This window comes from Bacillus vallismortis, from assembly GCF_004116955.1.
Taxonomy (GTDB): domain Bacteria; phylum Bacillota; class Bacilli; order Bacillales; family Bacillaceae; genus Bacillus; species Bacillus vallismortis.
Map to the genome: position 1 here is coordinate 2,197,378 of NZ_CP026362.1, position 13,761 is coordinate 2,211,138.

Annotated in this window: 13 protein-coding genes; 2 read left to right on the top strand and 11 right to left on the bottom strand. The window is 46.1% G+C overall.

Annotation, left to right across the window (positions count from 1 at the left end; all coding sequences use genetic code 11):
* Positions 1 to 11 precede the first annotated feature (11 nt).
* The 3 genes from phrA to yjoB form a co-directional block, all read right to left on the bottom strand.
* Positions 12 to 146, bottom strand: coding sequence for a phosphatase RapA inhibitor PhrA (gene phrA, locus BV11031_RS11875; RefSeq protein WP_010330391.1), 135 nt, complete (start codon positions 144 to 146; stop codon positions 12 to 14).
* The gene (gene rapA, locus BV11031_RS11880) at positions 136 to 1,272 is read right to left on the bottom strand and encodes a response regulator aspartate phosphatase RapA (RefSeq protein WP_082246369.1); all 1,137 of its coding nucleotides are present in this window, start codon (positions 1,270 to 1,272) and stop codon (positions 136 to 138) included. Before rapA ends, phrA begins: the two co-directional genes overlap by 11 nt.
* 140 nt (positions 1,273 to 1,412) lie before the next feature.
* Entirely contained in the window at positions 1,413 to 2,684 is a 1,272-nt protein-coding gene (yjoB, locus tag BV11031_RS11890; RefSeq protein ID WP_026014524.1) for an ATPase YjoB, read from the bottom strand.
* Positions 2,685 to 2,833: 149 nt separating this feature from the next.
* Between yjoB and BV11031_RS11895 the strand changes: the two genes are divergently transcribed.
* Together BV11031_RS11895 and BV11031_RS11900 are read left to right on the top strand one after the other, a co-directional pair.
* Positions 2,834 to 3,298 (top strand): DinB family protein, encoded by a 465-nt coding sequence (locus tag BV11031_RS11895; RefSeq protein ID WP_010330388.1) that lies wholly within the window; start codon positions 2,834 to 2,836, stop codon positions 3,296 to 3,298.
* Between the two features lie 224 nt (positions 3,299 to 3,522).
* The gene (locus BV11031_RS11900) at positions 3,523 to 4,287 is read left to right on the top strand and encodes a sulfite exporter TauE/SafE family protein (protein WP_010329479.1); all 765 of its coding nucleotides are present in this window, start codon (positions 3,523 to 3,525) and stop codon (positions 4,285 to 4,287) included.
* A gap of 38 nt (positions 4,288 to 4,325) precedes the next feature.
* Here BV11031_RS11900 and BV11031_RS11905 read toward each other — a convergent pair whose 3' ends face one another.
* The 8 genes from BV11031_RS11905 to allD all read right to left on the bottom strand — a co-directional run bounded on the left by BV11031_RS11905 (position 4,326) and on the right by allD (position 13,699).
* Positions 4,326 to 5,819, bottom strand: a complete 1,494-nt coding sequence (locus tag BV11031_RS11905; protein WP_010329478.1) for a UxaA family hydrolase — start codon at positions 5,817 to 5,819, stop codon at positions 4,326 to 4,328.
* The gene (locus BV11031_RS11910) at positions 5,816 to 7,258 is read right to left on the bottom strand and encodes a tagaturonate reductase (RefSeq protein WP_010329477.1); all 1,443 of its coding nucleotides are present in this window, start codon (positions 7,256 to 7,258) and stop codon (positions 5,816 to 5,818) included. The genes BV11031_RS11905 and BV11031_RS11910 overlap by 4 nt, the downstream gene beginning before the upstream one ends.
* Positions 7,259 to 7,334: 76 nt before the next feature.
* Positions 7,335 to 8,336 (bottom strand): LacI family DNA-binding transcriptional regulator, encoded by a 1,002-nt coding sequence (locus BV11031_RS11915; RefSeq protein ID WP_010329476.1) that lies wholly within the window; start codon positions 8,334 to 8,336, stop codon positions 7,335 to 7,337.
* A gap of 84 nt (positions 8,337 to 8,420) precedes the next feature.
* Complete coding sequence (locus tag BV11031_RS11920) at positions 8,421 to 9,689, bottom strand: MFS transporter (RefSeq protein WP_010329475.1); 1,269 nt, start codon at positions 9,687 to 9,689, stop codon at positions 8,421 to 8,423.
* Positions 9,690 to 9,735: 46 nt separating this feature from the next.
* Entirely contained in the window at positions 9,736 to 10,572 is an 837-nt protein-coding gene (locus BV11031_RS11925) for an SDR family oxidoreductase (RefSeq protein ID WP_010329474.1), read from the bottom strand.
* Positions 10,569 to 11,648 (bottom strand): mannonate dehydratase, encoded by a 1,080-nt coding sequence (gene uxuA / locus BV11031_RS11930; protein WP_010329473.1) that lies wholly within the window; start codon positions 11,646 to 11,648, stop codon positions 10,569 to 10,571. Before uxuA ends, BV11031_RS11925 begins: the two co-directional genes overlap by 4 nt.
* Before the next feature lie 24 nt (positions 11,649 to 11,672).
* Positions 11,673 to 12,692, bottom strand: a complete 1,020-nt coding sequence (locus tag BV11031_RS11935; protein WP_010329472.1) for a zinc-binding alcohol dehydrogenase family protein — start codon at positions 12,690 to 12,692, stop codon at positions 11,673 to 11,675.
* Positions 12,693 to 12,697: 5 nt separating this feature from the next.
* A complete protein-coding gene (gene allD, locus BV11031_RS11940; protein WP_411813426.1) occupies positions 12,698 to 13,699 on the bottom strand; it encodes an ureidoglycolate dehydrogenase in 1,002 nt (333 codons plus the stop codon).
* Positions 13,700 to 13,761: the final 62 nt, after the last annotated feature.

Genomic DNA, 13,761 nt, shown 5'->3' on the forward strand with positions numbered 1-13,761 from the left:
TTTCGTCAACATCATGTTTGATTTCGTGCCGCAATATGAAATGTTTTATCTTCTTTGTCTGCTGTTTCTCCTGGATGGACCATCACCTGAGTAAAGCTGAACCCGACCGCAACGAGCAACAAACCTGACATCCATTTAGATTTCATATAAACAATCTCCTCTCTGGATTTGTTTTTGTGCGTGCACCATTTTCTCATAAAATGAAAGTGCTTTTTCAGGCTGTCCGTTTTCTATATAGAATTGGGCAGCATCATGCGCCAGCTCTTCAATATAAGGATACAGCATATGTTCTTCAAGAAATTGAAAGGTGTGTGAGACTGATTCTGTGTTCATGTTTTTTCCGTATAACGCATGTAAAAATTGAAAAAGCTCCACAAACAATTCATCACTGTATTGACGGGCGATTTCCAATCCTTCACGATACTTTTTTTGCGCTTCGGCATCATTTTTTTGTTTATACAGAACCTGTGTTAAAGAGTAGATAGAATGCGGAAGATTATCGAACTTTTCCGACTTGCAAATAGAAACGGATTTCTCAAAGTATTCGGCTGCCTTTTGCAGTTCACCCATTTTCTCAAAACAGTTTCCGAGATTATACAGGGCCGAACTGATCAAGCGGGGATTGCCTTCTTTCTTTGCAAGATCTAAAGCCAGTTCTAAGTGGGGCAATGCTCTTTCTGGATACTGCATATCATCATAATTTCCTGCAATAACGAATTCACATTGGATTCTGCGGACGGTGTACGTTTCATACATTTGGTACGTTTCTAATGCCTGAACGGCGTAGCTCATTGAAACATAGGTTTGTTTTAAATTGTAAAAGATCTCGGCCATTTTAAAAGCAAACTCGGCTTTTTCAATATCATCCGAGACGAGGGCAAGATTCTTTTCCGCCCGTTTATAATACATCATGGCACTGACAAACATTTTCTGCTTAAATTCAAACATTCCGCGAAAAAAGTTAAAGTAATAATCGAGAAGCCCGGTCAGCTTGTACTGATTCCCTTCTATGTCTTCTAATAATTCTGAAAATTCCAGCTGCGACGTGTCCTCTCCTAAAGGCTTAATGTAATCCAGCATGACTCGATGCCTGAAATCCATTAAAGAATAATACAGCAGCAAATCTTGGTCTTCTTCCATATCCTCGATTTCTCTTTCTACTTCGAGCTTGACCCGTTCGGCTTCAGCCACGTGGAACTGCCGGATATGGGTATACCATTCATTAATTTTAAGCCCGACATAAGAGGACGGAATCGTCTGCTTCATCCTCAATTAATCCCCCCTTTTGAGTTACCCGAGATATGTCATATTTTATCATATTTACTAGAAAAAGAAGAACGCAAAAAGACCGCAATTGTCGAATTTCGGCTAACCGCAAAAAAAGCGCGGGTTTTCAAAACCCGTGCTTTCATTTAGTGAAAACCGACCTTGTTTCTTTCCATCCAGCTTCCGTGCCGGCTTTTTCTTTGTTCTCCTGTCATGTCTTTTACCATGGCTTCAATATGATGCTCCCCTTCTTGGTGCCATTGAAGGGCGGAAGATACATATAATTCTCCCAACTGGGCAAAGGAAAAGCCTTCTGTAAGCTTCGCGGCACTTTTGATTTCTTCTTCATTCAGGAAGATGTCAAAGCCTCTCATTTTCATATATTCCCGCCGCAGCTCTTCATCCGGAAGCCCGATTTCGTAGGCACGGTCAAACCGTCCTGCACGATTCATCAAGCCCGGATCGATCTTTTCGGGATAGTTTGTCGTGCCGATGAGAAAAATCCCCTCTTTTGATGTCGCGCCGTCCAGCGTATTGAGAAAAAAGGATCGCACATCTTCCGGCATTGAATCTATATCCTCGATGACCAAAACTGCTGGAGCGAGGCGTCTCGCTGACTGAAAGACTTCTTCTATTGTCTCGCTCGACGTAAATTCTGTAATTTGCCAATAGGCAACAGGTGCATCGATACTGCCTGCAATCGACTTTACTAATGTTGTCTTTCCATTTCCGGGAGGTCCATATAACAGGATGCCGCGCTTGTAAGGGATGTTATACGTTTGATAAAACGTTTTATCACTATGAAAAAATTGATCAATTGACCGGTATATCTCTTTTTTCAACACTGGGCTCATCATCACCTGATTTCGTTGAACCTCTCTGACGATCGCTTCCTGTTCTTTTGAAGTCCCGCCATCCCCATCCGTAAAAACGGTCACTTTCCGCTTGCTTCTTTCCCAAAGGCGTGGTCTGACGCCCTCTAAGAATGCACGCATTTTTTCATCGTTAACCGCAAACAGGCAATCGAAACTCATCATGCTCCCATCTTGGAAATATGGAATTCTGGCAAAAGCAACACCCTTTTCAGGATATGCATATACGCTGTTTCGTATAGATTGATGAACGGTATAATCCGGTTCTTTTTCATCTTCATCGTAAGCAAAGGTTTTCTTTTCAAGCTTTTCAAATATATAAGCCACATGCTTAGGCTCCAATGAACCGCTGCGGACATCTTCTTCAAGAAGCTCCCAGTACTCAGTGTTCGGGTCATCACTTGCATAAAGCTCATAGAAAACGCCATATTGATCATAAAGCGCCTCTTCAATTCGTGTTATAAGATAACCGAAAGTGCCGTAGCCCGCCGCAGCTCTTTCATTCTCTTTTTCTTCGTACTGATAAATGAAAGGTATGTTTGTCATGTTAATCTCCATTTCTTGATCTTTTGTGAACGTTATATAGACGATTGACTTCGCTTTTTGTTTCATCCCACAGCATATTGCTTGTGAAATGATAACCGTTGATATAGGATTTCATTGCACCATTTATTTTTCATATGGAGGAGATCATATTGAGTCAATCCAATCAAATTGTGAGCCATTTTTTATCCCATCGAAACGTGACAAATGAGCTGGCTGAAAAAATCAGCAAAGACCATTACAGCTACAAACCGGCTGAAACATCAATGTCAGCGGAGGAACTGGTCAAACACATTCTTACGTCTTTCCACTTGTTTGCAAATGTCATTAAAGAAGGCAACGCCTCACCATTCCAAAACAAACAGGAAGAAATGGAAACAGATCTCAATGTTTTGGCAAAAACATATACAGAAAAAACGGCCGCTATCCTTGAACAGCTGACAGAAGAGCAACTGGACAGAGAAATTGATCTGACAGCCACTTTTGGCAGAAAAATCACAGGCCGCACACTGCTTCAGCTTGCGATGGAGCATGAAATTCACCATAAAGGCAACCTGTTCGTTTATGTGCGGGAAATGGGGCACACAGAACTTCCTTTCTATCAGCAGCGCATGTAAATACATAAGACAAAAAGATACCTGTCCAGGGTATCTTTTTTTGTGCCTCTGGCTTCCTGCTGGATCCTGTCCAGACACTCATTCTAGGGCAAATGAATAAAGATATTGAGCAAACCAAATTTTCAAGCAGCAAACGCACAAACATTCTAAACATTCAATTGATTAACTTGACCTAATTATATATAATCTGATAAAAATAGTCGGGTTTTCAGGAGGCCTTTATCATGAGTGTAACAATCATATTGATGGGTTTGTTTGTCGGAGCCTTAGTGGGATTGACAGGAGTGGGCGGAGCGGCCTTATTAACTCCTCTTTTAATTGTGCTTGGCATTAATCCTTCGATCGCTGTCGGTACGGATCTTGTATATAACTCGATCACAAAGCTGTTTGGCGTTGCTTCCCATTGGCGGCAGAAAACGATTAACTTTACATTAGTCAAATACTTAGCCATCGGCAGTATTCCGAGTGCTTCTTTAGCCATTGGCATATTGCATTTGTTCCCCGCCTTTCATCAGCATCAGGAAGACATTATAAAGCACGCTCTTGGCTATGTGTTAACGCTAGTTGCCATTTCCATTATCGTTCGTTTGTTTTTGGATAGAAAACTTCGCCCCAACCGCTGGCAGCTGATGCCGCTTGAAAATAAGCGGACGCTCACGATTCTCATTGGTGTCGTGTTTGGATTTATCGTCGGATTAACATCAATCGGTTCCGGATCATTATTTGCCATTGCCATGATTTACTTATTTAACATGAAAGCGTCACAGATTGTCGGAACCGATATCGCGCATGCTTTTCTTCTCGTGACAGCAGCAGGCATCTTGAACGCAAGCTTCGGAAGCGTCGACTATATGCTGGCAGCTAACCTGCTGCTCGGTTCAATTCCCGGCGTGCTGATCGGAAGCCATCTCTCGCCTCGCTTCTCCCCGCGTCCGCTGCAATTTATTATGGCGTCCATTATACTGATCAGCGGCTTAAAACTGATTTAATGAAAAAGGCTATCCCCTCGCAGGATAGCTCTTCTTCATTATAACGTCACACCTGATTTAAAAATGGCAAGTTCTCTGAAATCATTTTTTTCATGGTTCACAAGCTGACCGCTGGCCACTTCAATCATATAGTGGATAAACTCCCGCAGTACATATTCCTCATGCACATCATCCTCCGCTAAAAGACCCGCGTTGAAATCAATCCAATGCGGCTTCGTCTCGTACAGCTGGGTGTTTGTCGCGACCTTCACCGTCGGGACAAAGGTGCCAAACGGCGTGCCTCTTCCCGTTGTAAACAAGACAATTTGGCAGCCGGCCGCCGCCAATGCGGAGGACGCGATTAAGTCATTGCCTGGCGCGCTCAAAAGCGTCAGCCCGTTTGTCTTGAGCACTTCGCCGTATTTCAAGACATCCGTGACAGGAGAAATCCCCGCTTTTTGCGTGCAGCCCAGCGATTTATCCTCAAGCGTAGAGATGCCGCCCGCTTTGTTGCCCGGTGAAGGGTTTTCGTACACCGGCTGTTCGTGTTTGATAAAATATTGTTTGAAATCATTGATTAAATGGACAATTTTATGAAACACTTCCTCATTGGCAGCCCGCTGCATCAGGATGGTTTCCGCACCGAACATCTCCGGGACTTCCGTCAGCACCGTGCTTCCTCCCTGTGCGATGATATAGTCTGAAAAACGGCCAAGCAGCGGATTTGCCGTTACGCCGGAAAAACCGTCCGACCCTCCGCATTTCAGCCCGATTTTCAGTTCAGACAGCGAAATGTCTTCTCTCCTATCCCCTTTAGCGGCTTCATGAATTTCCTTCAGCAACGCAACACCTGCCTCCATTTCATTCGTCACCGACTGCGATTCAAGAAACTTCACCCGATTCAGATTCACATCTTGCAGCGCTTCCTTCATTCCTGCCAGCTCGTTGTTTTCACAGCCAAGCCCTAACACCAAGACGCCGCCGGCATTTGGGTGGCGAATGGCATTTAGAAGGATTTGCTTCGTATTTTCGTGGTCGTCGCCAAGCTGCGAGCAGCCGTATTGGTGTTTTAACACGAGCACGTTATCGAATGGAGCGATATCCCCCGTTTCTCTGACAAAACGCTGGAGCATTTTTTCAGCGATCCCGTTGACGCAGCCGACAGTCGGCACAATCCACAATTCATTCCGTACACCGGCATCTCCGTTTTCTCTTCTAAATCCCTTAAACGTCCGGTTTTCATTTGAATACGGATTTTCATCAAATCTCGGTGTATAGCTGTATGTTTGGATATCAGACAGGTTTGTTTTCGTATTATGGACATGAATATGCTCTCCGATCGATATATCTTGTGATGCATGCCCGATTGGAAATCCGTATTTGATGATGCTGTCGTTTTCTTTGATAGGCTGCAGCGCAATCTTGTGGCCTCTTTTAATATCATCCTTCACTTCAATCGACACGCCGTCCGCATTCAGCTGCTCTCCCTTCCCGATATCCCGCAGAGCAAGAAGGACATTATCTTGTTTATGAATCTTGATAAATGACTTCATCGCACTTCTCCCCTTTGTGTGCAGCATTGTTTAAGAGCCCGCTGCATGCCCAGCTTATGAATATGATTCAAGTGATCAGCGACTCTTTCAGTCAGCCTCGGTATCTCGTTCAGATCTGCCCCCCACAGCCGCTCTTCGCCTAACACCCTTGAGGCAATACGGAGCATGTCTCCATTCTCCTGATGCCACACCTCTGTGAAAAATTGAAGAACAGCCGGATCATCCTGCAAATACTCGTTTCCCTGATAAAAATACAGAAGAGCGCTGAAAGCAAACACCATGCGTTCAGGAAGCTGTCCTTTCTGTTCAACATATTCCTGAATGGTCGGCAAGTTTCTCGTTTTGAATTTGGAAACGGAATTCAATGCGATGCTTTCTAAATAGTGCTTCATATACGGGTTTTTGAAGCGATTCAGCACATCATTAGCATATTGAGAAAGCCCTTCCATTTTTAAAACAGGAAGAATGTCGTCACTGATCATCTCTCTAATAAACTGCCCTACTTCCGGATGCTCGACAGCATCCCGCACCGTTTTCAAGCCATATAATAAAGCCACTGGCGTCATGGCCGTATGAGCGCCATTTAAAATTCTCACTTTTTTAACCCTGTAAGGGGTCAGGTCGCTGACGATCTTTGTATGGAGCCCGGCAGCCGCAAAGGGCAGTTCCTCTCCAATCCACTTCGGCCCCTCGATCACCCATAAATAATACTGTTCTCCCACAACAATCAAATCATCTTGATAGCCCAGATCTGCCGTGATCTCATCAATGCGATCCACAGGAAAACCCGGGACAATGCGATCTACTAAACTATTGCAAAACGTGTTGGCCTCATGAAGCCACTGTGTAAACCCTTCTTCCAGCTTCCATAGATCCGCATAATGAAGAACCGTTTCCTTCAGCTTTTCGCCATTATTCTCGATCAGCTCACATGGGATTAAGACACACCCTTTTGTCTGATCTCCTCTAAAAGCCTGATAGCGAAAGTAGAGAAATGCCGTTAATTTCCCAGGGAATGTTTTTTGCGGCCTATCCTCTAAACGATCCTTTTCATCACATACAATACCAGCCTCAGTGGTATTGGAAATGATAAATCTCAGGTCTTCGCTTGAAGCCAGTTCTTTGTACGCTTCATAATCAGAAAACAGATCAATGCCGCGGCTGATTGAGTTGATAATCATATGCTCTTTTACCGCTTCTCCGTCTTTCATTCCCTGTAAAAAAAGCGTGTATAAACCATCTTGCTGATTTAACCTTTTGATTTTTTCTGACCCTCTCGGCTGCACAACTGCGATGCTCCCATGAAAATCAGTATGTTGATTCAATTGATCAATCTGCCAATCGACAAACCCTCGCAGAAAGTTTCCTTCTCCAAATTGAAGGATTTTTTCCCGGTACTGAGTATAGTGATCGTACACGTTTTTATTGAGCTTCTGCACCTTCATTGCCTCCCTCTCTTATTTATGCACACGTTAACATTTTTCTGTATAAAGAATGCCCGCTGAACACGGGGCATCACATCGTCAATTGTCTAACTGAATCACGGACCTTAAATTCTGTATTTTCGAAGATTTTTTCTGCTTTTGTTTCCGGTTCGCTGATCAGCGACAACAGTTTTTGCGCGCCGAGCACGCTGATTTTCTCCACTGGGCGCTTTACTGTTGAAAGCCTTGGTGTGATGTATTGCGAAAACCCAATATCATCAAATCCGATTACGGAAATGTCATCAGGAACCCTCAGGCCCTTGGCGAATATCGCATTCATCGCTCCGATTGCCATATCATCATTCGAACAAAAGACAGCGGTTGGAGGATTCGGCAGTGCCAGCAGCCGTTCCATCGCTTGAAAGCCGCTTTCCATATCGTATTGCCCTTTGACACTGTATTCATGTTTGATCGGTATATGATGATGAATCAATGCGGCTAAGTAGCCCTCCTTTCGCTGCTGGGAGGATTTAAAGCCTTCTATTCCTTCGATGATGGCGATATCTTGATGTCCGTTTGTAATGAAGTATTCTACAGCTTCCTGAGAGCCTTCCTTGTCATTGGACAAGATATTCGTGATGCTGCGGTCATCAATATCGCGGTTCAGTACGACGAGCGGGATGTTTTTTTCCCGAATATGATAAATAAAAGAATTATCAATGTCACTTTGGCTCATTAAAATGATGCCGTCATATCTCATCGGCGTAACAGAGTCATAGGTTTTCAGATCATCAATGCCGCGCACATAAAGATTGTAATTCTCACTTATGGCTTGGTTTACGCCTTTGATTGTATGAGCAAAGAAGCTGTGTGAGGTTCCGTTTGTAATGCTTGTAAAGAAAAGCCCGATCGTATGAGACTTTTGCATCGCCAGGCTTTTCGCGTTTACATTTGGCGTATAGTTGAGCTGTGCTGCGAGCTCCAGTATTTTTTTCTTCGTATGTTCTTTGATGTAAGGGCTGTTGTTGAGTGCTCTGGAAACGGTTGTGTGGGATACATTTGCGAGTTTTGCGATATCTTTTATGGTTACCATCTAATTCCCTTCCTTACCATACCGGCTGCGATTTACTGTATATTGTATCATCAAACATACCGCCTCTCCCACTATATTTCCAGATTAATAAGTCACCGAATCCTTCGTTCCTGTTCCTGCCGGTTTGCCGATGATCGGACGGACAAAACGAATAACAGCAAGTGAAGCGAAGACCGCCAGCCCTCCGGCAAGCAAAAATGCTCCAGAAAACGTGCCCGTTTGGTCAACGATAAAACCGGTGAAAGCCGGGCCGATAATTCCTGCCGTGTTGGCGAGGAAATGCATGAAGCCGCCTACAGAACCGACATTGTTTTGATCGACCACATCTTGAATGACAGCCCAATAGATCGCGCCGGTCAAATAGAGAAAGAACACTGATAAAGCGACAAGTGTTACAGCGCCCGCAGTAGTTGTCACAATCCCTGCCAAACCAATCAGGATCGCTGATGAAAACAAACATGAGACAAGCACAACCTTGCGCGAGAACAGCACACCTTTTCGGGCTGTTTTTTTATACACATAGTCAGAAACAAATCCCCCTGCCGCAAGGCCGATGAAGCCTAAAATCCACGGAATGACCGTAATCACACTCATCGATTCAACACTTAATCCCCGCTCTTCGACAAGGTAGCTCGGAAACCACGTCAAAAAGAAGAAGAGGATGTAGTTGTAAGCGAAAAAAGCAAATGCTGTGAACAGGACTGTTTTTTGCTTCAGATAAAAGATGAGCGGAATGTTTTCACGGGGAGACGTTTCTGTTTTGATCGCGGGGGCATCTCCCATCGCCGCTGGCGGCTTTTCTTTGACGAACTTGAGCCAAAGCACTGCCCATAATAATCCAATGATCATAATGAGAACGAAGGATACCTTCCAGCTGAACGCGATTGCGATCATGCCGACGATCGGTCCGGAAATGGCTCCCCCGAGCGGCGTTCCGCTATTGGTCACCCCGATAACGGACGCCCGTTGTGTCGGCGGGAACCAGTTATTCACCATCTTGTTGATGGTCGCAGACAGCGGACCTTCTCCCATTCCAAAGAGGATGCGTATCATCAGCAGGCTGACAAAACCAACGGCGAGGGCGACTGCGCCGCTGAACAGCGACCAAACGACCATGGCGACAAACAAGGTCAGCTTCGCCCCATAGCGGTCAGACGCCACTCCCCCAAGAAAATTGAAAATGGCGTAACCAACTGAAAAACTGCTGAAAATCAAGCCCATTTGCGTGGCAGACAATGTGAGATCATCCTGAATAAAAGGTGCGGCAATAGAAAGCGCCGAGCGATCCAGATAATTAATCACCCCTGCCAGGAACAAAAAAAGGATAATGGGAAGCTTATCTTTTGAGAACATCTCAACCTCACCCCTATGTTGGTTCAGTTTCTGTTGCGCTGATTCACTACACGCCTGAATAAGCCATAAATCCTCCATCGACAGGAACGGTGATCCCGGTGACAAAACCGGAATAGGATTCATCCGCCAGCCAAAGAAGTGTGCCGAGCAGATCCTCCGGTTTTCCAAAGCGCTTCATCGGTGTTCCCGCAATAATTTTGTTTGAACGTTCGGTTAAGGTTCCGTCTAGATTGATCAGCAGAGCATGATTTTGTTTTGTCAGAAAAAAGCCTGGGGCAATCGCATTGACCCGCAGTCCGGTTTCGGCAAAATGAACGGCCATCCACATCGTAAAATTATTGATCGATGCTTTGGCGGCACTGTATGCCGGAACCTTCGTCATCGGTGAATAAGCACTCATGGAAGAAAGGTTGATAATTGCAGGTGAATCAGCCTTCAGCAGCTCTTTTCCAAACACTTGAGAGGCCAGAAACGCACCGGTGAAGTTGGTGGAGAATACGGTTAAAAAGCCCCCCTCATCCAGATCAAAAAAGGATTGGCCTTCTCCCGCTTCTTCATACGTCTCCACATCGGTTATCGCATCAGGATGATTGCCGCCAGCCCCGTTTATTAGCAGATCGACAGAGCCAAACCGGCCGAGGATATCCTCCTTTGCCTGCACCAGTGACCCCCTGTCCAGCACATCCGCAGAAACAGAGCATGCTGTTCCGCCAGCAGCCGCAATCTTATCCACGACCGCTTGGCCTTTTTCAGCTGTCCGGTTCAATATCGCTACCTTCATGCCTTGTCTGGCAAGCTCCCGGGCCATCGCTGAGCAAAGCACGCCGCTGCCGCCAGTGATGATAGCCGTTTTACCAGCCAGGTTCTCATGCCGCGGAATCATGCTTTCACCTCTTTTTTCGCCATTGCTTCGTATGCGTCCCACAGCCCGTTCAAATACATAATGCCAAGGGCCCGATCGTACAAGCCATAACCCGGGCGGCTTTGCTCACCCCAAAGATGGCGCCCATGATCTGGTCTCACATATCCTTCGTAATCCTGCTTATGCAGTTCTTCCATCACGCCTTGAATGTTGATCGAACCATCATTTGTCAGATGAGATGTTTCAATAAAATCGCCATTCTCGTAAATTTTCACATTGCGAATATGTGAAAAGGGGGCGATGCCGCCATACGTTTTAGCGATTTCCATCATGTCATTAGCGGGATTGGCCCCCATTGAACCTGTACAAAGGGTGATGCCATTAGACGGTGAATCTGATATCGCTCTTAGTCTCTTATAGCTTGCCTCCCCTGTGATTATGCGCGGCAGTCCGAAAATCGGCCATGGCGGGTCATCCGGATGAATGGCCATTTGAACACCGTGACTTTCTGCAACCGGAAGAATTTCTTCCAAAAAGAATGATAAATTGTCCCATAGCTGTTCTTCATCGACCGTTCTGTATGCTGCAAACAGCTCTTTGATCCGGGCTAATTTTTCGGGCTCCCACCCCGGCAGTGTCATGTCAGATGCTTGCTCCACCGTCCGAATCAGCTCTTGGGGCTCAAGGCTCTCCACCTTGGCCTTTTCAAAAAACAAAGCGGTTGATCCATCCTCCAGCGGGCGGAACATGTCCGTGCGTGTCCAGTCAAACACCGGCATAAAATTATAGCAAATCACTTTCACGCCAAATTCGGCAAGATTGCGGATTGTTTGTTTGTAGTTTTTAATATACCGGCCGCGTTCTTCATTACCGAGTTTAATCGCTTCATGAACATTCACGCTTTCTACAACTTCAGCATGAAAACCATAGGATTGAATATATTCGGTCTCTGCTCTAATTTCATCTTTTTCCCACACATCGCCGACAGGTTTTTGATGGAGAGCCCAGACGATGCCTTTGACTCCGGGAATTTGCTTCACGTGTTCAAGTGTGACTGTATCGTTGCCTCGGCCATACCATCGAAATGTCATATTCATGTGTACACCTCCGGATTCAGTCGATTAATCAAACGTGATGACGGCTTTCCGCACTTGATCTGGTTGCTCCTTGATAAGCTGAAATGCGTGATGGACGTCATCTACTGAAAATGTATGCGTTATCAGCCCATTATGCATTAACCGTCCTTTATTCAAAAGCTCTACCACTTTCGGAAACTGATTGGTCTGCAATCTCGATCCGGTTATCGTGACTTCTTTTTTGGTTATCGGCAGCTGAGAAATTTGTGCCGCTCTTTCATCAAATCCAAGGACAACCACATGCCCCGCCGGAGAAACGGCCTCAACTGAAAGCTCAAAAGTCGCCGGCAGACAAACCGCATCAATGACCACATTGGCTCCTTCATTCCCAGTCCATTCCCGGACCCGATCAGCAACATGTTCTGTTTGTGCATTTACGACAGCATCGGCACCGTTTTCTTTCGCAAATGCCAGCCGTTCGCTGTTCAAGTCAGTCATCATGACGGCAGCGCCCGCCAGCTTCGCCATTTTTAACACACAGATCCCGATGGGCCCCGCTCCCTGGATCAGAACGGTGTCTCCTTTTTCCACCTGGCCTCTCCACACTGCCTGGGCGCCTATCGTATAAGGCTCGGCCATGACCGCTTCCTCCCAAGGCAAGTCCTTTGAGACTGCGTGAAGCTGTCTTTCCGGAAGCACAACATATTCCCGCATGCCGCCGTCCACATGTACGCCGAACACAGAAAGCTTTGCGCAGACATTCGGGCGCCCTTTGCGGCAGGCATAACACGTCCCGCAATAAGAAATCGGCTCAATCACAACGTGGTCACCGGTTTTTAGGCTCTGCACATTCGCGCCAACTTCCTCCACTTGCCCCGTTACCTCGTGTCCGATGACTCTCGGGAGGGTGGCGAGCGGATTCGTGCCATGATAAATGTGCATGTCTGAGCCGCAAATCCCGGCTCGCTTGACTTTCACGAGCACTTCATCATCCTTTGATAGAACCGGCTTCTTCATCTCCGCTGTCACCAGATCATACGCCTTTCGCACTTGAACCGCTTTCATTTTTCTCACCTGCTTTTTAAAAATTGATACACGCTCCGAGCGATTGATATTCCGTGCACCTTATTTCTTTCTTCATGCAGCTGTTCGATCTCGCCAGGTACATACACTCTCTCGACTCCAGTAGCCGGCGGTGACTGCTGCAATTCATTGAGCATGGCATCCATCTGCTCTAAAAACGTATCATGGTCTGTAAAAAAGGACGGATTGATCGCGCAAACGTAATGACCCAGCTTTCTTTTTTGCTCAAGCCCGCTGTACATTTTGGCGATATGAGGGCCAAAAGCCGCGCCCGCCAGCAATCCGGAAAACACATCCACTATTATAGATAGCCCATAGCCTTTCGGGCCGCCGAATGTTGAAAGAGAGGCGACCTTGTAAGGATCAGTTGCTGCTTCTCCGTTTTCATCGACTCCCCATCCCTCGGGAATGGCTTCGCCCTCTTCACGGGCCTGCAAAATCTTCCCAAAAGCCACTTTGGAGGTCGCCATATCAAGGATAAACGGTTTTTTATGCTTAGCAGGGACACCGTAAGCAATCGGATTTGTCCCTAAAAATGGAGCCCTCCCTCCAAAAGGGACAACGATACTGTCCGTATGCGTCATTGCCATACCGATCAGCTTTTCGTCAGCCGCTTTTTGCACAAAATAGCTTAGCGCTCCGCAATGGCTGCTGTTTACAGCCGTCACCATGCCGACTCCGTTTTTCTTTGCCATGTCCATTGCGCGGTCCATCGCCATATCACAAATCACATGGCCGAATCCGTCATCACCATCCAGTATCCCGGTCACAGGCCCGGTTTCTTTAAAAACAGGATGTGCTTCAGGGTTGACCCCTCCTGCCCTTAGCCTGTTTACATAGTGTTCTGTTCGCAGCACACCATGTGAGTGCACATTGCGTAAATCGGCGTGTACGAGGACATCTGCCACTTTTTCTGCGTCTCGTTCATTCAAATGGGCACAGGCCAGCTTTTGCCGAACAAGTTTCTTTGCTTCTTCAGCTGATATCATTACCGTGTTCAATCACATGCCTCCTTCCTCTTTCATTCTTTGGGCACTCTCAATAGAAAACC